The sequence below is a fragment of the Polynucleobacter campilacus genome, from assembly GCF_002206625.1.
GTDB classification, from domain to species: Bacteria; Pseudomonadota; Gammaproteobacteria; order Burkholderiales; family Burkholderiaceae; genus Polynucleobacter; species Polynucleobacter campilacus.
This window is the reverse complement of the sequence record NZ_NGUP01000003.1, coordinates 600146-620412: the sequence shown is the minus strand read 5'-3', so window position 1 is coordinate 620412 and position 20267 is coordinate 600146. Positions and strand designations below refer to the sequence as shown.

Here is a 20267-nt window from a genome sequence, read left to right as displayed (position 1 = left end):
TTATTTAGCTGCCGGAGTAGTGGCTTCCTGAACATTTAACTGGGCTACTGGTTTAATCAGTTGCTCAGTGGTGTCAGTAGACTCGCCGCGCTTACCGTTATTCACAAACACCATCAGCAACAAAATAATGATCAGGGGTACAAAAAAGCATACAAACACCATGATGATGAGTTGTTTTGGGGACTTAATTAGACTACCGTGCTCGTTGCTCATAGGAATTTATTATTTAACGGGTTAAAGGGCTGCTTGGCGAAGATTATAACTAGTGAGTATGGCAATAAGGCACTTACAATATAGAGGCATGCAGTTTCGCTGGCGCCCGTAGCTCAGTGGATAGAGTATTGGCCTCCGAAGCCAAGGGTCGCAGGTTCGATTCCTGCCGGGCGCGCCAAAACAAGGGGTTTTGACCTTCATCATGCGCAAGGTTGCAAAAGCTACTATCATTTGGGCTAACTTATTGATTCTTATCATGTCTACACATCTAAATTCAGCCCTTTCAGAGCCGTCCCTAGCTAATCCACTGCCCCCAGAGGCGCCATTGCCACACCGCAAAATTATTCGGAGTTGGCTAATCCCAATGGCACAAGGTGAGACTGGCCGCGCCATCATGCTCCTCATGATTGATGCTGCCCTATGGCTTGGCTGTATTGCCGGGACAATCTTTGTTGAAAATATTTTCCTAAAGCTGGTATTGGGCGTAGTTGCTGGTTTTGTCACTGGTCGCATCTTTATTTTGGGTCACGATGCTTGCCATCAAAGCTTCACACCCAATCGTGAGCTCAACAAAGTATTGGGCCGCATTGCATTCTTGCCGTCACTAACACCATATAGCTTGTGGGATGTTGGACACAACGTTGTGCACCACGGACAAACAAATTTAAAAGGTTTTGACTTCGTTTGGGCGCCTTTATCAAAGTCTGAATATGATGCGCTACCCTCATGGCGCAAGGCTCTAGAGCATCTTTACCGTAGCGGCTGGGGTCCGGTTTTCTACTATCTCATTGAGATTTGGTGGAGACGCGAGTACTTTCCAAATGCTAAAAACAAGCCGGGCGATCGCCCCATTTTCCTGAAAGACAACTTGCTTGTTACAGGTTTTGCAATTGTTTGGCTGGTTTGCTTAATTGCTGGTGCAATTGCTACTGGCCAATCCATCTGGCTCGGCCTCATTACCGGTTTTGTAGTTCCTTTCTTGTTCTGGAACGGCATGATTGGTTTTGTGGTCTACGTTCACCATACACATCCGTCTGTCTCTTGGTATGACAAAAAATCGGAGTGGTTGCGTGCCCAGCCGTTTGTTTCAACCACGGTTCACCTGACATTTAACTGGATTTGGGGTGCCTTAATGCACCACATCATGGAGCACATAGCCCATCACGTAGATATGAGTGTCCCCCTTTATCGCCTCCAAGAGGCTCAAAATACCCTGGAAACCATCCTTCCAGAGCGTATTTTTGTGCAAAAGTTCTCTTGGGACTGGTATTTCGATACTGCCCGCAAGTGCAAGCTATATGACTTTGAGAACAAAGCCTGGCTAGACTTTGATGGCAATAAAACGGCTGATTCGGTCAGGGTTGTCTTAAGCCCAGCCCCAGTGGGACAAAACGGGTAAAATAGACCTTCTGTTTAAAGATCGCCTTACCCCGGATTGCTCATGACTACTTCAACTCCAGCCGCTACCCAAGATACCTCTCAGAGCCTTAAGTTTTGCTCTTCTTGTAGTCGCGAAAAGCGCCTTGAGGGTGGCACATGGATTCCGACGAGCAATCGCAAACAACGTTGGATTTGCGCGAGCTGCCTATACAACCGTACACATCGTACCGGTTCAGCCAAAACTTAATACGTAGTGATGGCGCGGGCCATCACTCACAGGCGGATTGAAATTCAATCCCAAATGAAACGCTGAAAATGAATACCCAAGATACATTCCAATTTGCCCAGACTCATGAGTGGGCCGATCTTGAAAGCGATGGCTTAGTGTGGGTGGGTATCAGCAACCATGCTCAAGAAGCTTTGGGTGATGTGGTGTTCTTTCAAGCCCCCAAGCTTGGTCAACAAGTAAAGCAGGGCGAGGCCATTGCGGCGATTGAATCAGTAAAAGCAGCCAGCGATATTCATGCGCCAGTCAGTGGAGAGATTGTTGCCCTCAACGAAGAGCTTGATGCATCTCCTGAAGTGGTTAATGAAAATCCTTATGGTGTTTGGTTATTCAAAATCAAACCAAGCTCAGACAGCAATCTTGCGTCCGAGCTTGAGCAACTAATCAGTTTAGAAAAATATAACGCTACTGCCGGCGCTTAACCCTAAAATCAGATTGCGCTAGGGTCACGCTCAATCAACCAGCGGACGCGTGCTGCTTTACTAATACGCCCCTGAGAGTTTTCGCGCAAACCTCGATCCACCGCCTCCAAAACTTCCTGCAACTGTTTGCGACTATCAGATTCAATTAGGAGTTGAGCGCGCTCCGAGCCCGCCACTCGCATAACTGCTTTTGGAACAGGATCATAGACTCGCAGACCTTTTGATATATGACCTTGTGACTTTAATTGCGCCTTGAGAGTGCTTAAAAGTTGAATGGCTTTATCCAAACTTTTTGCCTCAGCATGTATTAGAGCTTGATATGAAAAAGGCGGTAAACCAGCCTCCTGTCTCTCACTAGTAATGTGCGACAAAAAGCCATCTACATCGTGTCCAAGTAAATATTGAAATACTGCCGACTCAGGGTATTGAGTCTCAATATAAATATCCCCGCTATCTTGACCATCTTTTCCAGATCGCCCTGCACGACCTGCCACTTGGACTAATTGTGCAAATAGCCTTTCTGCTGCTCTAAAGTCTTGAGAGAACAATCTCGCATCTGCATCCAATACAGCTACGAGTCCGATGTTTTGATAATCATGTCCTTTGGCAATCATTTGTGTACCGACAACAATGTCTACCTTGCCCTGATGAATTTCTTGGAATAGCTCCTCTGCGCCTTTACTACTTTTGCTAGAGTCTGTATCAACTCGCAAGACTCGGGCGCGCGGCCACATTTCCTCAATTGCGTCTTCAATCTTTTGCGTACCCTGTCCGAGGGTTTTGAGATCGGCATTGCCGCAATCAGGGCAATGACTTGGAATGGGTTTCGCTAAGCCGCAATGGTGACAGCTCAAGACAGATTTTTTAGTCAATGCACCCGCTTTATGCATCACCATATAGGAGCTGCATTGCTGACATTTAGAGAGCCAGGTACAAGCGCTGCAACTTAATACTGGGGCATACCCCCTGCGATTAATTAAGATCAGGCTTTGTTTTTTATCTTCTAAATTTTTACTGATGGCATTAGCTAATGTCTTGGTAATTAGACTTTTGCCCTTAGGCTTGCTGACGTCACCAGGGCTAAATTGATTCTGAGGATCGCGGGTGTTGATGAGGTGAACCTTAGGTAAGCCAGCTCCCTGAGCCCTCTGATCAAGCCGGATGTGCTCATAGCGTCCAGCTTTAGCAGCTAACCAGGTTTCTAAAGAGGGCGTAGCCGAAGAAAGCAGAATCGGCACTTTCACATCGTGTGCTCGCCAAATCGCAAGGTCTCGCGCCGAATACCGAATACCGTCTTGCTGTTTATAGGATGGGTCATGCTCCTCATCCACAACGATTGCGCGCAGATTTGGTAACGGGGTTAATGCCGCCAATCTTGTTCCCAAAATAATTTGCGCCTTGCCAGTCATTGCCTCGTGCCAAGCAATACCTCTTTCTTTTTCTGAGACTCCACTATGCAGCACTACCATTTTCTTTTCAGGAAAATAGGTGCGCACTCTTCGCTCTAGCTGCGGTGTCAAATTAATTTCGGGGACAAGGATCAAGACTTGTGCGCTAGCATCATCCAAGATCGCGCTTAACCAATTCAAAAAAACTGCAGTTTTTCCACTGCCTGTTTGGCCTTGAAGTAGCATGGTCGTGAATTCATTTTTCTTACTGCTGCAATGGCGCAATTTCTCTAGGGCCTGCTTTTGTTCTGCATTAAGGTCTACTTCTTGAATGAATCCTGCGCCTTGATCTAGCTGAACTTTTTTCTTTTTCTTCTCTTGTGCAGCAATGAGTTTTTGAGGGATTTTTTTCCAGCTATCTGGCTTTTTCCACATCTGTGGAATGGTTGGAATAATCGTTTCGCCAAGCGCATGAATGTAATACTGGCTTGCAAAGTTAATCAGCCTTAGGGCTGCTGGATCTAGAGGGGGAAGGGGGGCAAAGCCATTAATTGACTTTAGCTTTTCCAAATCAAAATCAGAGTGAGTGCCAACTTTGATAACCACCCCAACCACGTTAGAGCGCCCAAATGGCACCTCAACAAGCTGTCCTATTTCTGGAGAACCCCCGAGCCTTTCGGAATCCCACAAGTAATCAAAGCCCTGGGCCAAGGGCCTGTCAACAACTACCTGAACCACAATTAGTGGGGCCATTTTTTACTTGGGACTTTCTTTTACCTGTGGATAAGTCTGTGGATATCATCTAATGATTTTGATTTATAAGCCAATTTACCAGTTATCTAGCTTTGCACTGTTTTCGGGCTTTTTTAATAAAATCTATATAAATCAATGAATTACAAACAATTTCGGAGGTTAATGTTTATCTTTATTCCGAATCTTCATGAATTTTGAGTTTTGCACTGATCTGTGCATAACTTTCATCAAAATTTCAAACCTAAGTTAGCGGCTACTCAGGATTATTACTTCGATCTAAGGGCCCTTGAGCGCTGAATAACGGTTTCTGCCAATGCAGTCACGCTTTCAGGCGGGGTAAATTGCGAGATTCCATGACCCAAATTGAAGATGTGTCCATCTAGGGGGTGTAACGCTGGTTTAAGGGCTGGAGCGCTCGCCAAATCCTCCAGCAGTAGATTTGCCTGCTCAGCTATCTGCTTGGCTTCAGAGAAGAGAATTAGAGGGTCTAGATTGCCCTGCAATGCCAGAGGCTTATTCAATGCAAGCAACTGTTTGCGAGCACGGCTTAGTGACATGGTCCAGTCCATTGCAATAACATCGGCGCCAACCTGTGCCATGTCATTCAACCAAATTCCGCCACCTTTAGTAAACATAATCACGGGGACTTTTCTGCCCTCATGTTCGCGAGGCAATAGGGCAATCACTTTTTGCATGGATGCCAAAGACATTCTTTGATACCAGCCGTCTGGCAGCATGCCGCCCCAAGTATCAAAAATCATCAGCGCTTGTGCGCCGGCTTTTAATTGCTCAGTTAAATACGCAGCCACTGATTGAGCGTTGATTTCGAGAATATGCTCTAACAAATCAGGGCGACTAAACATCATCGTTTTAGCATGACGAAAATCTTCTGAACTAGAGCCATCAATCATGTAGCAGGCCAATGTCCATGGACTTCCGGAGAAACCAATCAAGGGCACGCGTTGCTTGCCATCCTGAATTAAAGCTTTGCGAATTTCAGACACTGCATCAAATACATATTGCAACTGACCCATGTCAGCTACGCGTAATTTTTTTACCGCCTCTTCAGTACGAAGAGGGTGATCAAAGCTGGGGCCTTCACCTGCGGTAAATTTAAGCCCCAATCCCATTGCATCAGGAACGGTCAAAATGTCAGAAAACAGAATCGCTGCGTCTAACGGATAGCGATCCAAAGGCTGAAGGGTCACTTCAGTTGCATAAGCAGGATTTTTAGCTAACCCAAGAAAGCTTCCGGCCTTAGCGCGTGTAGCGTTGTATTCAGGGAGGTAGCGGCCCGCTTGGCGCATAAGCCAAAGTGGCGTTTGATCAATAGCTTCGCCCAGGCACGCCTTCAAAAACCGATCATTTAAGAGCATTGGAATGGTCGGAGATTATTTTTTGCGACGGAAACGGGCAATTGCGGCCAATTGTGCAGCCGCCATAGCAAACTCGGATTGTGCCAAAGCCAAATCAAAGTCGGCACCACGATTTTGCATCGCCTCTTCTGCGCGTCTCTTTGCTTCTAGCGCTTTTGCTTCGTCAAGATCATGTCCACGAATAGCGGTGTCTGCCAATACAGTGACGCGATCTGGCTGAACTTCTAAATAGCCGCCAGCGACAAACACGAACTCTTCATCGCCATCTGCCTTTTCAATGCGCACAGATCCAGGACGAATGCGTGTAATTAACGGGGTGTGGCCATGCAAGATGCCGAGCTCGCCACCTTCGCCTGGAAGGGCTACAAACTTCGCCTCTCCACTGAAAATGGACCTCTCTGCACTCACTACGTCGACATATATGTTTGACATAATTTCCCTAGATGAAAGCGATTAAAGCTTCTTGGCTTTCTCGATGGCTTCATCAATTGAACCCACCATGTAGAACGCTTGCTCTGGCAAGTGATCTAACTCACCGCTACAAATCATCTTGAAGCCGCGGATGGTTTCTTTCAGTGGCACGTATTTGCCTGGTGAACCAGTAAATACCTCAGCAACGTGGAAAGGCTGGGACAAGAAACGCTGAATCTTACGCGCGCGGGATACGGCCAACTTATCTTCTGGTGACAATTCGTCCATGCCCAAAATTGCAATGATGTCGCGCAACTCTTTGTAGCGCTGCAATGTCATCTGCACTTCACGAGCTACGTCATAGTGCTCTTGACCAACTACTTGTGGATCCAGCTGACGGCTGGTTGAATCCAAGGGATCAACCGCTGGATAAATACCCAAAGCAGCAATGTCACGTGACAACACAACAGTGGAGTCTAAGTGTAAGAAGGTTGTCGCTGGTGATGGATCGGTTAAGTCATCCGCAGGAACATACACGGCCTGAATAGAAGTAACAGAGCCCGTTTTTGTTGAAGTAATACGCTCTTGCAATTTGCCCATCTCTTCAGCCAATGTAGGCTGGTAACCCACAGCAGAAGGCATACGACCGAGCAAGGCAGAAACTTCCGTACCAGCCAATGTATAGCGATAAATATTGTCAACGAAGAACAAAATATCACGGCCTTCGTCTCGGAATGCTTCAGCCATTGTCAAGCCAGTCAATGCAACACGTAAACGGTTGCCAGGAGGCTCATTCATTTGACCAAACACCATTGCCACTTTATCTACAACGTTTGATTCTTTCATCTCGTGATAGAAGTCATTACCTTCACGAGTACGCTCACCAACACCAGCAAACACGGATAAACCTGAGTGTTGCTTTGCGATGTTGTTAATCAATTCCATCATGTTCACGGTCTTACCAACGCCCGCACCACCGAACAAGCCAACCTTGCCGCCCTTAGCAAACGGGCAAACTAGGTCAATAACTTTAATGCCAGTTTCTAACAAGTCAACGGAGGGTGATAGTTCGTCAAATTTAGGTGCTGGTTGGTGAATGGCGCGACGCTCTTCAGTGGCAATCGGACCTGCGTCGTCAATTGGGCGGCCCAAAACGTCCATAATGCGGCCCAAAGTTGCTGGGCCAACCGGTACAGAAATTGGCTTACCAGTAGATTTCACTTCCATGCCACGTCGCAAGCCATCGCTTGCTCCCATGGCAATTGCGCGAACTACGCCATCACCAATTTGTTGCTGGACTTCAAAAGTCAAACCTTTTTCAGCAAATGATTTTTCACCGCTCTCAACTAATGTCAACGCATCGTAGATGCTTGGCATTTTGTCTCGTGGGAACTGAATGTCCACAACTGGACCGATACATTGCACGATATTTCCGTTACTCATCGCATTTCTCCGCTTTTAATTCCTGAATTCTTTCGTATTTCTAAATGCTGACCGCTTAAACAGCGGCCGCTCCGCCAACAATTTCAGACAGCTCTTTGGTAATAGCAGCTTGTCGTGTTTTGTTGTAATCCAATTGCAGCTCACCAATCACGTTCTTTGCGTTATCTGACGCTGCCTTCATTGAGACCATACGGGCAGATTGCTCAGAAGCCATATTTTCGGCAACAGCTTGATAAATCATTGCTTCAACATAACGCTTTAATAAGCCATTCAAAATGGACTCAGCATCAGGTTCGTAGATGTAATCCCAAGATGGTCCTGCTTTATCTTCAGACGTCAGCTGCGCTGGCTCCAAAGGCAAAAGCTTTTCTAAAACAGGCTCTTGTTTCATTGCATTTACAAAGCGGGTGTATGCCAAATAAACAGCATCGATCTCGCCACGCTCAAACGCTTCTAATTGGGCAGTAATTGCGCCGATCAACACATCCAAATGCGGTGTATCACCAATGTGGATTGTTTGAGAAAGTAATTTTGCTTTTGAGCGGTTCAAAAACTGCAGACCCTTTGAGCCAATTGCGGTATAGGCAATCTCAATGTTTTTTTCCTGAAAATCGCGTACTTGGTTAGCAATTAAACGCAAGACGTTGGTGTTTAAACCGCCGCACAAGCCTTTGTCTGTTGTGACCAAAATAGTGCCAGCCTTCTTGACTTCGCGAGTTGCCATATAAGCAGGTCGGAACTCAGGATTTGCTTTAGAAAGATTGGCAACAATTTCACGAATTTTTTCTGCATATGGGCGCGCATTACGCATACGCTCCTGGGCGCGACGCATCTTGGATGCGGCGACCATTTCCATTGCCTTAGTGATCTTGCGCGTGTTTTGCACGCTCTTGATCTTGGATCGTATCTCTTTTGTGCTTGCCATGATTTATGCGAGCCCTCTTAGAAAGAGGCTGAGCGCTTGTAGTCCTCAATTGCAGCACGCAAAGCAGCTTCGTCATCTTTACTTAAGTCTTTGGTTTCTTCAATGCGCGCAACTAAATCAGCGTATTTAGATTTCAAATGATCTTGCAAGCCTTTTTCAAATGCCAATACATGCTTTACTTCAAGATCATCGAAGTAACGGTTATTCATTGCATAAAGTGAGACGGCCATTTCCCAAACCTGTAAAGGTTTGTACTGAGCCTGTTTGCACAACTCTGTAACACGCTTACCGCGCTCAAGTTGCTTACGGGTTGCATCATCAAGGTCAGACGCAAACTGCGCAAATGCGGCCAATTCACGATATTGCGCCAAGTCAGTACGAATACCGCCGGACAATTTCTTGATCACTTTGGTTTGTGCTGCACCACCAACACGGGAAACAGAAATACCAGCGTTAATCGCAGGGCGCACGCCAGCGTTGAACAAGTCTGTTTCTAAGAAGATCTGGCCATCGGTAATCGAAATCACGTTCGTTGGAACGAATGCAGAAACGTCGCCAGCTTGAGTTTCAATAATAGGCAATGCGGTCAAAGAACCGGTTTTACCTTTTACTGCGCCATTGGTGAACTTCTCAACATACTCAGCGTTTACACGAGCAGCACGCTCAAGTAAGCGTGAGTGAAGGTAAAATACGTCTCCAGGATAAGCTTCGCGTCCTGGTGGGCGACGGAGTAATAAGGAAATTTGACGATAAGCAACCGCTTGTTTAGTCAAGTCATCGTAAACAATCAAAGCATCTTCACCGCGATCACGGAAGTATTCACCCATCGTGCAACCTGCATAGGCAGAGAGGTACTGCATCGCTGCAGACTCAGAAGCGCTTGCTGCAACAACCACGGTGTACTCCATCGCGCCCAATTCAGTGAGCTTACGAACAACGTTAGCAATCGTAGAAGCTTTTTGACCAATCGCAACGTAAACGCAATAAACGCCTTTACCTTTTTGGTTAATGATCGCATCAACTGCAACTGCAGTCTTACCAGTTTGACGGTCGCCAATGATCAACTCACGCTGACCACGGCCGATTGGAACCATTGCATCAATTGCCTTCAAACCAGTTTGCAGTGGCTGGCTAACAGATTGCCGTGCGATAACACCAGGAGCAACTTTTTCAATAAAGTCCGTTAATTTGGTATTGATTGGACCCTTGCCATCAATCGGCTGACCAAGCGCGTTTACAACGCGACCGAGCAACTCTGGGCCCACTGGAACTTCCAAAATACGGCCCGTACATTTAACTGAATCGCCTTCTTTAATGTGGGTGTATTCACCCAACACCACAGCACCCACTGAATCACGCTCAAGGTTCAAAGCGAGGCCAATAGTGTTGTTTGGGAATTCCAACATTTCGCCCTGCATCACGCCAGACAAGCCGTGGACGCGGCAAATACCGTCGGTCACTGAAATAACAGTGCCTTCGTTGCGAGACTGGGTGTCAACACCCATTTCGCTAATTCGGCTTTTGATCAGCTCGCTGATCTCGGAAGGGTTGAGTTGCATTACTTACTCCTGGGTCTTATTTCGTATGTTCTTAATAGGGATAACTTATGCGCCAAGACTTACTTGCATTTGAGCTAACCGTGCCTTCACAGAACTATCCATCACCTCGTCACCAACTTGAATGCGAACACCGCCAATCAATGCTGGATCAATCTGAATAGTTGGGCGTAAATCTCTACCCCCAAAGCGCTTCTTCAAGCTTGACAACAAATCATTTAACGCAGAGCCCTCTATCGGGAATGCGCTGGTAATCATTACTTCTGCTGCACCTTCGCTTTTGTTCTTCATCGCCTCAAATTGACTTGCAATTTCAGGGATGGCTGCCAAGCGATGGCTTTGATTCACGAGACTTAAAAAGCTTGAGACTTTGACATCTAACTTTGTCTTCACCATGCCAGATAAAAGCTTAGTCAAGTCAGCCGCAGAAACTTTTGGGTTGTTAGACAAGCTAGCAACTTCAGGCAGCGCAGCAAGCTGTGCTAACTCGTTTAGTTGCTCCAACATTGAGGCAAGCTCGGCAGGCTTGGCGCTTTGAAAAAGCGCTTCAGCATAAGGACGGGCAATGGTGGCTAACTCAGCCATATCAAAGCTCTGCCTTCAATTGATCAAGCAATGCACCGTGCGCTTTGGCATCAACTTCACGACGCAAAATTTGCTCAGCGCCTTTAACGGCCAATACAGCAACTTCGGCACGCAACACTTCGCGTGCGCGCGTCACTTGTTGATCTGCATCTTCTTTGGCTTGAGAAATAATGCGCGTAGCTTCCGCTTGTGCGTTGGCACGAATTTCATCGGCCGACATTTGTGCGCGTTTTTCTGCTTCAGCTACACGTAGCACACCTTCTTGACGTGCTTTAGAAAGCTCTTGCTCAGCCGCATTATTTGCGAGCGCTAATTCTTCTTTTCCACGCTCGGCAGCAGCCAAACCATCGGCAATTTTGGTTGAACGCTCATCCAATGCCTTTACTAATGGAGGCCACACAAAACGTGCAACTACCCACCATAAGACAAAGAAGACGATCATTTGCGCGAATAGGGTCGCGTTCAGATTCACGATATTCCTTTCAGTATTGTTGAGAACGGTTGGATGAACCGTTGGTCATCCACGCCAAAACAATTACTTAATAACTGCGAGCAGTGGGTTTGCGAAAGCAAACAACATTGCAACACCAACGCCAATCAAAAACGCAGCGTCGATCAAACCGGCCAAAAGGAACATTTTGGTTTGCAATTCGTTGATGAGTTCTGGTTGACGGGCAGCGCCCTCAATGAACTTGCCACCCATGAGGCCAATGCCCAAACAGGCTCCTAAAGCGCCGAGGCCGATGATAAGGCCAATACCGATCGCGGTGAGTCCTTGAATGTTGGCTAAGAATGCTTGCATGTCTACTCCTAAGTATTGAAAGTGAGGTTAAAAATAAAAAGATTAATGGTGACTATGAGCTTGGCCTATGTAGACCAAAGTCAACATCATGAAAATAAAAGCTTGCAACAAAATGACCAAAATATGGAAGATTGCCCAAGCAGAGCCCGCGAGCACATTGCCCACAAAGCCAAGCATGTACAAATCCAAATTAAAAGTCCACATACTTCCTAAAAGGGCGATCAACAAAAAGATCAACTCGCCTGCGTACATATTTCCAAAAAGTCGCATTCCTAAGGAAACACCTTTAGCAACATATTCAATGATGTTCAAAATGAGATTGAATGGCGCTAAGTACCACTTTGCACCGAAGGGAGCTGAGACAAGCTCATGCATAAAGCCGCCAAAACCTTTGACCTTGAAGCTATAGAAAAAGACTAATAGCAACACTGAGAAAGACATTCCGAGGGTGGCATTCAAGTCGGTGGTGGGAACAATCTTGTGGTGCGGAACGTGCACACCAAAACCTTCAATGAAGTGATTTACACCAACAACCCAATCAACTGGGACCAGGTCTAGCGTGTTTAAAAGAATGATCCAGCAAAAAACAAAGAGTGCTAAAGGTGCAATATAAGACCTGTCGCCGTGAACAATTCCCTTTGATTGGCTCTCGACCATTTCAACCAACATTTCAACTAAACATTGAAAGCGTCCTGGAACACCAGGTGAGGCTCTGCGAGCAGCAATCACCAATAAAAATACCGTGACCAAGCCCATGAGGGTGGTCCAAAAAATGGTGTCGAAATGAATAACACTGAAGTCAATGATGGATGCCTGTGGCCCCCCAATATTATTGAGGTTTTGCAGATGCTCTGCAATGTAAGCGGTGGGTGTAAGCGCTTCTGTGGCCGCGTGTTGGCCTACTTCTGCTGCTACTTTAACTTCACTAGACATCTCTTACTTGTCCTTGTTTATATACATCTTGCTACTTCCAGAACCACGCCAACAAATAACATTTAAGCGTAGCTAAATACGTAACAAGCAACGGGATCCATTTCAAATCAGGCTGCTTTAGGGCAAAGCCTATGAACAAAACGATAGTTGCTAGGATTTTGATAAATTCACCAGAAACCACTGCCGTCAAAAAACCGCCGGGGCTAGATTTGACGCTCTTCTTTGCCGCCTCTATTCGCATCAAAAACAACGCGGAAGGCAAAAATCCAATCAAACCGCCTACTAAAGCCGAATAAGTATAAACGCTTTTGTCAGCTAGACTCGAAAATACATAGCAAGCGGTGGCAATTAGAAGGGTAATAGCAACCTGACTTAAAACAACCCACCATGCATTCATCGAGGCAAAGTTGCGTGGCTTTGCTTTTCGCAAGGCATTCATTTCCTCTTTGCTGAGGGTCTTAAAGGAATCGTCCTCGACTTCGTCCCATTCGCGCTTATTGAGTGGCTGCTTTCTATTCACAAAATACTTTTCTTCAAGCTGGCAAAGGCTTGCTAGGCAGCCTCAATACCCAACTTTTTTAATAAGGAATCAAGCTCATCAAACTGGCTAAAGCCGATTCGGATCTCTCCACCCTTACCTTTAAACTTAAATTCCACGTTTAACCCTATTAAATCAGCGATGTCCTGTGAAAGACGACGCATATCAGGGTCGCGGCTTGGCGCACTAGCGCCTGCCTTGGTTTTGGGCTTTTTATCCCCAATCTGACCACCGGCAATTGCTAAGGCCGCAGACATTTTTTCCGCTTCGCGCACCGATAGGCCTTGAGCGGCAATTCTTTGGGCTAGCGCAACCTGGCTAGCGCCCGGCAATGGCAACAGAGCACGGGCATGGCCCATGTCGATATCGCCAGCCAATAGCATCGCCTGAACAGGTTTTGCCAGCTGAGCTAAGCGCAATAAATTGGTAATCGCGCTACGAGATTTTCCTACTGCTTTTGCAGCCTGCTCATGAGTAAAGCCAAACTCTTCAATCAGCCTTGCCAGGCCCTGTGATTCTTCCAGAGGATTTAAATCCTCCCGCTGCATGTTTTCAACTAAAGCCATTGCCGCCGCTGCCTGATCATCTGCACCAGAAACTAAGACGGGCACCTCTTTCAGTCCAGCAATAGAGGCCGCCCTAAAGCGTCGCTCGCCAGCAATGATTTCGTACTTGCCTGGAGCTACAAGCCTTACTAACAATGGCTGCATCACGCCCTGTTCACGAATGCTTTCTGCTAATTCTTGCAAAGCGCTGGCCTCCATTTTTTGACGGGGCTGATATTTGCCGGCCTGAAGTGCGGTCAATGGCAAACGGTTGATATCTGTAGTGGAGTTTGCTTGCTGAGTTTTTTCGCCGAGGAGCGCCTCTAGCCCTCTGCCCAAACCTTTTTTCTTAATGGCAACCATACTGTTTTAATCTTTCTAAAAGTTACAGGTGTTTGATGCGCTCGATCATCTCGGCGCCAAACTCTAAATACGCCTTTGCACCTCTTGATGAACGATCAAAAGCTACCCCAGGAAGCCCATAGGATGGGGCTTCTGCCAAACGCACATTGCGGGGAATAATGGCCTTAAATACTTTGTCACCGAAGTGTTCAAGCAACTGATCGGACACTTGCTGTTGCAATGTCATACGCGCATCAAACATTACACGTAGCAAACCAATGATGGCTAAATCGGGATTCAAATTTGCATGCACTTGTTTAATCGTGTTCACCAAATCTGACAAACCTTCGAGCGCAAAATATTCACACTGCATTGGAACGATGACGCCATTTGCTGCGCACAATCCATTGAGCGTTAACAATGACAGTGCGGGGGGGCAGTCAATCAAAATGAAATCGTAATCATTGGCCACTTCTGCTAAAGCATCTTTCAGACGTGATTCGCGTGCATCGATATCTACTAATTCGATTTCTGCACCAGCCAAATCACGATTTGCTGGCAACACATCGTAAGCAGAGCTTTCGCAGCGTTGCGCACAATCTTTGACTCTGGCTTGCCCAATCAAAACCTGATAAACGCTGTTATTTAAATCTGCTTTTTCAACCCCAGAGCCCATAGTGGCATTGCCCTGCGGGTCTAAGTCAACCAGCAATACCCGCTGCTTAAGTCCAGCCAAGCCAGCGGCCAAATTTACAGCTGTAGTGGTTTTACCAACGCCACCTTTTTGATTTGCGATACAGAATATTTTTGCCATGGCTGCTGTGTTTTTTCTAAAGGGAGGGGTGTGATTTTCTCATGGGGCTCAACACCAAAATGCGTCGCTCCACTGATAAATTGGGTATATGTAAGGGCTCGTCGACTAACAAACGCCAATCACTCATACAAACCTCTTGCATCTCTTCATCTGCACGCTTGCCTTTCATTGCAAATACAAGTCCATCAGGCTTTAAAAAGGGCAGTGAAAGCTCTAAAAAGCGCGCAAGGCTAGTAAAGGCCCTTGAAATTACGGCATCGAATTGGCCTTTTTGATGCATTGCAGCATTTTCAACTCGCTCACTCAGAATATTGATGTTTTTTAACTTCAACCTTCCTCGAGCATGCTGAAGAAAAGCGGTCTTTTTTCTAACCGCCTCGATTAAGCTTAGGTGCCATTCTGGCTCAACAATGGCAATCGGAATTGCGGGTAAGCCGCCGCCCGACCCAAGGTCTGCAATTTTAGGGTTGGGGGCTTTTAAAAACTGCCTTAAAACAGGTAAAACTGCAATAGAATCAATAAGATGTAATTGAATAGAATCGGCTTCACCCTCAATTGCAGTGAGGTTATGAACCTGATTCCAGCGGCCCATTTCTTGCAGAAAAAGCTCTAAGTCAGCTATATTTGCCGCGCTTAAATTTAAACCTAGGCCCTCAATTCCCAGAGCAAGCAAACCTTGGCTCATGTAGTTTCTTGGGGGCGCCCCAAACCTTTTTTCAGATGAACGAGCAGCAAAGAAAGTGCTGCTGGAGTCACCCCAGAAATCCTACCGGCCTGTCCCAATGTTTCAGGCTTGTGCTGATTCAACTTTTGTTGAACTTCCTTGGATAGACCCAATACATGGGAGTAATCCAGGGCCCCGGGGAGAGGAAAGCTCTCGTTATGCTCTTGGCGGGCAATTTCAAGGGCTTGACGCTCAATATAGCCTTGATACTTCACCGAAATCTCGACCTGGTCACTAATTTGTGCAGCAAGCCCAATATCGTCATCCAAGGTTCCGGGCGACCATAAACCATTGCCCAGGCCTGTAATCGCCTCATAAGTAACGCCCGGGCGCCTCAAAAGCTCAGTCAGGGTGCACTCATGCGACAAATCTTGGCCCAACAGCTCCGAAACCAAGGGGGCAGCCTCATGCTTTGGCCCGACCCAGATATCCTGCAGACGAGATGTTTCACGTGAAACAGCCTCCTGTTTCCTGCAAAATACTTCCCAGCGGCAATCACCAACTAAGCCTAGGTCGCGCCCAATAGGGGTTAAGCGCATATCGGCGTTATCTTCCCTCAAGCTAAGGCGATACTCAGCTCGACTAGTAAACATTCGATAGGGCTCCTGAACCCCACGAGTAATTAAATCATCCACTAATACGCCAATGTAAGATTCGCTTCGCTTAGGCAACCAGGGCTCTTTACCCTTGGCAGCAAGTCCAGCATTAATGCCGGCCAGCATTCCTTGGGCTGCGGCCTCCTCATAGCCAGTGGTGCCGTTAATCTGCCCAGCAAAGTAAAGACCAACAATGGCCTTCGTTTCTAGGCTGTGGCTTAACTGGCGGGGATCAAAGAAGTCATACTCAATCGCATAACCAGGACGAACAATCACCGCAGACTCCAGGCCACGAATACTTCGGACCAGATCCCACTGAATATCAAAAGGCAAGCTAGTCGAGATTCCATTGGGGTAGAACTCGTTTGTAGTTAAGCCCTCTGGCTCCAAAAAGATCTGGTGACTATTTCTAGAGGCAAAACGATGAATTTTGTCCTCAATAGAAGGGCAATAGCGCGGGCCAACCCCCTCAATTAATCCGGTATACATGGGCGAGCGATCTAAGCCACCCCGAATAATGTCATGGGTCTTTTCGTTGGTATGAGAAATCCAGCAGGGCACCTGTTTTGGATGCTGCTCCGGACGCCCCAAATAAGAAAACACTGGCACTGGGTCCAAATCTCCTGGTTGCTCAAGCATGGCCGAGAAATTAATGGTTCGACCATCAATGCGGGGTGGAGTGCCAGTCTTGAGCCTGCCCTGTGGGAGCTTTAGCTCTTTTAATCGTGCAGACAGAGAAACTGCTGCTGGATCACCGGCGCGGCCACCAGCATAATTATTTAAGCCAACATGAATTTTTCCATCCAAAAAGGTTCCCGCAGTTAGGACAACCTTTTTGGCCATAAACTCTAAGCCCATTTGAGTTACAACACCCCTAACCTCATCGCCCTTAACTAAAAGATCATCAACTGCAGCCTGGAAAAGGGTGAGGTTTTCTTGATTTTCTAAGCGGCTACGTATGGCCGCCTTGTAGAGAATTCGGTCGCCCTGGGCTCGGGTTGCTCTTACAGCGGGCCCCTTGCTGGAGTTGAGAATACGAAACTGGATTCCAGCCTCATCAGTGGCTGCAGCCATGGCGCCGCCCATAGCGTCAATTTCTTTGACCAGGTGGCCCTTACCAATGCCGCCGATAGAGGGATTACAGCTCATTGAGCCTAGGCTCTCAATACTGTGGGTTACTAATAGAGTATCGCAACCCATGCGTGCCGCAGCTAAGGCGGCCTCAGTTCCAGCGTGGCCGCCGCCAACTACGATGACATCGAAACTTTTGGAATAACGCATGATTTGCCTCAGATAGGGCGATGATCATAGCATTTTGTTTGTTTCACGTGAAACAAAGGTCAACAAGATAAGGGGAAATTAAGGGTAGGTTTTGTAAGTAATTGATTTAATTCAAGAAATAAGCATTCCATGCAGACTTCAAAATTAAGGCGCTCACAATTACCAGAAAAGCTTTTCTCACAAAAGCACTTCCATGCTGAATTGCAAGCCGGCTACCGAATTGGCTGCCCACAATATTGGCCACCATCATGGCGATTCCAAGTGGCCAATTAATTTGCCCCAAGCTAGCCAGCAACAAAATCGCCGCCAAATTTGTTGCAACGTTCACCAACTTTGTTGCAGCAGATGCATGCAAAAAGTCAAAAGCGAAGAATCGCACAAAACCAAAAAGTAAAAAGCTACCGGTACCAGGGCCAAAGAAGCCGTCGTAAAACCCAATAGTGAGACCAAGGACAGCAGCTTTAAATTGCTGAAAACGACTTTCGCCTTTGGGGGCGTGGGCCTCACCAAGCGATGGTTGAAACCAGGTGTAAAGCAAAAGAAAGAGCAAAACGAAGGGCAGCGCCTTTCGCAAAGGCTCTGCGGGGAAGGTGCTGACGGCGCTGGCACCCAAAAGCGATCCCACAAAACCGGCCACAATTGCAGGCAACACAACAGCCCAGGGCAAAGAAACATGACGTAAATATTTTCGCGCAGCATTTAAGGTTCCACCAACAGCAGAAACTTTATTAGTTGAAAGCAATGTTGCGGGATGCTCGTTAGGGTAAGCAGCAAATAGAGCGGGGACCTGAATTAAGCCGCCGCCGCCAGCCACTGCATCGACTAAGCCAGCAAAAAAAGCCGCCGCCAGTAGCAAGGGCCAAACGAAAATTGAAAATTCGATAACAAGCTCAATTAAAAAAATTAATCATAAGGTCTTACATGGCAGCCTCATTCAAAACGTATTTTAGTCGTAGGAGACTTTAAGTGTGATTTGAGTTTTACCTGCTATTACAATCGAGCGATGGACTTCTCCTTAACGCCCAAACTAGAAGAGTTGCGGGATCGGACGCGATCATTTATTCGTGATCAAGTTATTCCATTCGAAAAAGACTTGCGCCAAAATGAGCATGGCCCAGGTGAGGATCTCCGCAAAGAATTAATGGAGTTAGCGCGTAAGGCGGGATTGCTGACGCCCCATGCCTCTGTTGAAATGGGGGGATTAGGCTTAAGTCATATAGAAAAAGCGATTGTTTTTGAGGAGGCCGGTTACTCCTCACTAGGGCCGACCGCGATGAATATCCACGCCCCCGATGAAGGCAATATTCATTTACTGGAAGAAATTGCTAGTCCAGAACAAAAAGAGCGCTGGCTTCGCCCCTTGGTTGCCGGAAAAATTCGTTCGTGCTTTGCCATGACAGAGCCTGCTCCCGGCGCCGGCTCAGATCCTTCAATGCTCATGACCACAGCCATCAAAGATGGCGAAGACTATCTTATTAATGGCCAAAAGTGGTTTATTACTGGGGCCGATGGAGCTGACTTTGTCATCATCATGGCTCGCGGCGAAGACGGCTCTGCAACTATGTTTTTGTCAGACATGAATGCGCCAGGCATTGAGCTTGTTCGAAATATGGATGCGATGGATAGCTGCTTTGTTGGCGGACATGGCGTTCTTCAGTTTACAAATTTACACGTCTCTTCCAAACAAATATTAGGCGAGCTTGGTAAGGGCTTTAAAAATGCCCAAGTACGTTTAGCGCCTGCCAGGCTAACCCATTGCATGCGTTGGCTTGGTCAAGCCCAACGTGCGCAAGACATTGCCATTGCCTACGTAAAGAAAAGAGAGGCCTTTGGGAAAATCTTAGGCGAGCACGAGGGCGTTGGATTTATGTTGGCAGATAACGACATGGATTTGCAAACCTCTCGCCTAAATATTTGGCATACTGCCTGGCTTTTGGATCAAGGAGAGCGTTGCAATTTTGAGTCTAGTCGCGCTAAAGTTATTTGCTCTGAGGCCGAGTGGCGAGTGGTAGATCGTTGCGTGCAAATGTTGGGCGGGCAAGGCGTCACTGGTGAAACCGTACTGATGAAAATTTTTAAAGATATGCGTGGCTTCCGAATTTATGATGGGCCAAGCGAGGTTCACCGCTGGAGTATGGCTCGAAAAATGATTGCAAACAAAGAGCTCAAGTAATGGATATCGGTCAGTTGTTTCGCTTAGATAACAAAACAGCCTTAATTACAGGCGCATCTAGCGGCATTGGCAAACACTGCGCCATGCTGCTGTCTCAAGCGGGCGCAAAGGTAGCCATCGCATCGCGTCGCATAGATCAGCTGCAATCTGTTGTAGATGAAATTGCACAATTGGGTGGCCAAGCGAAAGCATTTGAATTAGACGTTACGAACAAAAAAAGTGTGACGAAATGTTTTGATGAGATTGCGCAATGGTCATTGCCAACGATCGTTGTCAACAATGCGGGCATGAGCATCAATCGCAAACTGCTTGATCAAACCGAGGAAGACTGGGATCGAGTAATCGATACTAATCTGAAGGGTTGTTGGTTGGTTGCTACTGAGGCGGCGCGGCACCTAGCAGCCACTAATACACCGGGAAATATCGTCAATATTGCCTCGATCTTGGGGGAGAGAGTTATCGGTGGAGTGGCTCCTTATGTCATCTCGAAAGCGGGCGTAGTTCAACTCACAAAAGTAATGGCTCTTGAATTAGCGCGCCATCAAATCCGAGTCAATGCCTTGTTGCCAGGTTATGTGATTACTGACCTCAATCGCGAATTTCTGCTGAGTGAGGCTGGTCAAAAAATTCTGTCGCGCATACCTTCGCGGCGTTTCAATAATTTGGAAGATTTAAATGGGCCATTATTGTTGCTAGCCTCTGATGCCAGCACCGCAATGACTGGTGCAACTATTGCGGTAGATAGCGGCCACCTGATTAGCGGCCTATAAATACAAATTGC

General features: G+C 46.9%; 22 protein-coding genes and 1 tRNA gene. 6 read left to right on the top strand and 17 right to left on the bottom strand.

All coding sequences use genetic code 11. From position 1 onward, the window contains the following. On the bottom strand, positions 1-213 hold the full coding sequence (locus CBI31_RS06595) for a hypothetical protein (protein WP_240553776.1): 213 nt from the start codon (positions 211-213) through the stop codon (positions 1-3). Between the two features lie 102 nt (positions 214-315). Here CBI31_RS06595 and CBI31_RS06590 point away from each other — a divergent pair. The 4 genes from CBI31_RS06590 (at position 316) to gcvH (ending at position 2301) form a co-directional block, all read left to right on the top strand. Continuing rightward, positions 316-391, top strand: a tRNA-Arg gene (locus CBI31_RS06590). A gap of 78 nt (positions 392-469) precedes the next feature. Continuing rightward, positions 470-1612, top strand: a complete 1143-nt coding sequence (locus CBI31_RS06585) for a fatty acid desaturase (protein ID WP_169709857.1) — start codon at positions 470-472, stop codon at positions 1610-1612. Between the two features lie 42 nt (positions 1613-1654). After that, positions 1655-1840, top strand: coding sequence for a hypothetical protein (locus tag CBI31_RS10280; RefSeq protein ID WP_129560400.1), 186 nt, complete (start codon positions 1655-1657; stop codon positions 1838-1840). A 68-nt stretch (positions 1841-1908) separates the two neighbouring features. Continuing rightward, on the top strand, positions 1909-2301 hold the full coding sequence (gene gcvH, locus CBI31_RS06580) for a glycine cleavage system protein GcvH (protein WP_088525594.1): 393 nt from the start codon (positions 1909-1911) through the stop codon (positions 2299-2301). Positions 2302-2309: 8 nt separating this feature from the next. Here the strand turns inward: gcvH and priA are convergent, their stop codons facing one another. From priA to CBI31_RS06500, 16 genes are all read right to left on the bottom strand, one after another. Beyond that, a complete protein-coding gene (gene priA / locus CBI31_RS06575; protein ID WP_088525593.1) occupies positions 2310-4442 on the bottom strand; it encodes a replication restart helicase PriA in 2133 nt (710 codons plus the stop codon). Positions 4443-4708: 266 nt separating this feature from the next. Continuing rightward, the gene (hemE, locus tag CBI31_RS06570) at positions 4709-5824 is read right to left on the bottom strand and encodes a uroporphyrinogen decarboxylase (protein ID WP_420812075.1); all 1116 of its coding nucleotides are present in this window, start codon (positions 5822-5824) and stop codon (positions 4709-4711) included. A gap of 9 nt (positions 5825-5833) precedes the next feature. Continuing rightward, complete coding sequence (locus CBI31_RS06565) at positions 5834-6250, bottom strand: F0F1 ATP synthase subunit epsilon (RefSeq protein WP_088525591.1); 417 nt, start codon at positions 6248-6250, stop codon at positions 5834-5836. A 21-nt stretch (positions 6251-6271) separates the two neighbouring features. Further along, complete coding sequence (gene atpD / locus CBI31_RS06560; protein WP_088525590.1) at positions 6272-7672, bottom strand: F0F1 ATP synthase subunit beta; 1401 nt, start codon at positions 7670-7672, stop codon at positions 6272-6274. 55 nt (positions 7673-7727) lie between these two features. Next, a complete protein-coding gene (gene atpG / locus CBI31_RS06555; protein WP_088525589.1) occupies positions 7728-8597 on the bottom strand; it encodes a F0F1 ATP synthase subunit gamma in 870 nt (289 codons plus the stop codon). Positions 8598-8614: 17 nt separating this feature from the next. Then, complete coding sequence (gene atpA / locus CBI31_RS06550) at positions 8615-10156, bottom strand: F0F1 ATP synthase subunit alpha (RefSeq protein ID WP_088525588.1); 1542 nt, start codon at positions 10154-10156, stop codon at positions 8615-8617. A 45-nt stretch (positions 10157-10201) separates the two neighbouring features. Then, complete coding sequence (locus CBI31_RS06545) at positions 10202-10738, bottom strand: F0F1 ATP synthase subunit delta (protein WP_088525587.1); 537 nt, start codon at positions 10736-10738, stop codon at positions 10202-10204. A 1-nt stretch (position 10739) separates the two neighbouring features. Beyond that, positions 10740-11210 carry a F0F1 ATP synthase subunit B gene (locus tag CBI31_RS06540; protein WP_088525586.1) on the bottom strand — a complete coding sequence of 157 codons (471 nt, stop codon included), beginning with the start codon at positions 11208-11210 and terminating at the stop codon, positions 10740-10742. 63 nt (positions 11211-11273) lie between these two features. Continuing rightward, positions 11274-11540, bottom strand: a complete 267-nt coding sequence (gene atpE / locus CBI31_RS06535) for a F0F1 ATP synthase subunit C (RefSeq protein WP_028818346.1) — start codon at positions 11538-11540, stop codon at positions 11274-11276. Positions 11541-11582: 42 nt separating this feature from the next. Next, positions 11583-12473 carry a F0F1 ATP synthase subunit A gene (gene atpB, locus CBI31_RS06530; protein ID WP_088525585.1) on the bottom strand — a complete coding sequence of 297 codons (891 nt, stop codon included), beginning with the start codon at positions 12471-12473 and terminating at the stop codon, positions 11583-11585. Between the two features lie 31 nt (positions 12474-12504). Beyond that, entirely contained in the window at positions 12505-12993 is a 489-nt protein-coding gene (locus CBI31_RS06525; RefSeq protein ID WP_088525584.1) for an ATP synthase subunit I, read from the bottom strand. A 32-nt stretch (positions 12994-13025) separates the two neighbouring features. After that, complete coding sequence (locus tag CBI31_RS06520; protein ID WP_088525583.1) at positions 13026-13919, bottom strand: ParB/RepB/Spo0J family partition protein; 894 nt, start codon at positions 13917-13919, stop codon at positions 13026-13028. A 22-nt stretch (positions 13920-13941) separates the two neighbouring features. Continuing rightward, the gene (locus CBI31_RS06515; RefSeq protein WP_088525582.1) at positions 13942-14712 is read right to left on the bottom strand and encodes a ParA family protein; all 771 of its coding nucleotides are present in this window, start codon (positions 14710-14712) and stop codon (positions 13942-13944) included. Between the two features lie 16 nt (positions 14713-14728). Next, complete coding sequence (gene rsmG, locus CBI31_RS06510) at positions 14729-15397, bottom strand: 16S rRNA (guanine(527)-N(7))-methyltransferase RsmG (RefSeq protein WP_088525581.1); 669 nt, start codon at positions 15395-15397, stop codon at positions 14729-14731. Further along, positions 15394-17313, bottom strand: coding sequence for a tRNA uridine-5-carboxymethylaminomethyl(34) synthesis enzyme MnmG (gene mnmG, locus CBI31_RS06505; RefSeq protein WP_088525580.1), 1920 nt, complete (start codon positions 17311-17313; stop codon positions 15394-15396). Before mnmG ends, rsmG begins: the two co-directional genes overlap by 4 nt. A gap of 106 nt (positions 17314-17419) precedes the next feature. Next, positions 17420-18169: a sulfite exporter TauE/SafE family protein gene (locus CBI31_RS06500; RefSeq protein WP_240553774.1), complete on the bottom strand. Its 750-nt coding sequence runs from the start codon at positions 18167-18169 to the stop codon at positions 17420-17422. Positions 18170-18316: 147 nt separating this feature from the next. Here CBI31_RS06500 and CBI31_RS06495 point away from each other — a divergent pair, with 147 nt between their 5' ends. Both CBI31_RS06495 and CBI31_RS06490 read left to right on the top strand, forming a co-directional pair. Beyond that, positions 18317-19486, top strand: coding sequence for an acyl-CoA dehydrogenase family protein (locus tag CBI31_RS06495; protein WP_088525578.1), 1170 nt, complete (start codon positions 18317-18319; stop codon positions 19484-19486). After that, entirely contained in the window at positions 19486-20256 is a 771-nt protein-coding gene (locus CBI31_RS06490; RefSeq protein WP_088525577.1) for an SDR family NAD(P)-dependent oxidoreductase, read from the top strand. Before CBI31_RS06495 ends, CBI31_RS06490 begins: the two co-directional genes overlap by 1 nt. Positions 20257-20267: the final 11 nt, after the last annotated feature.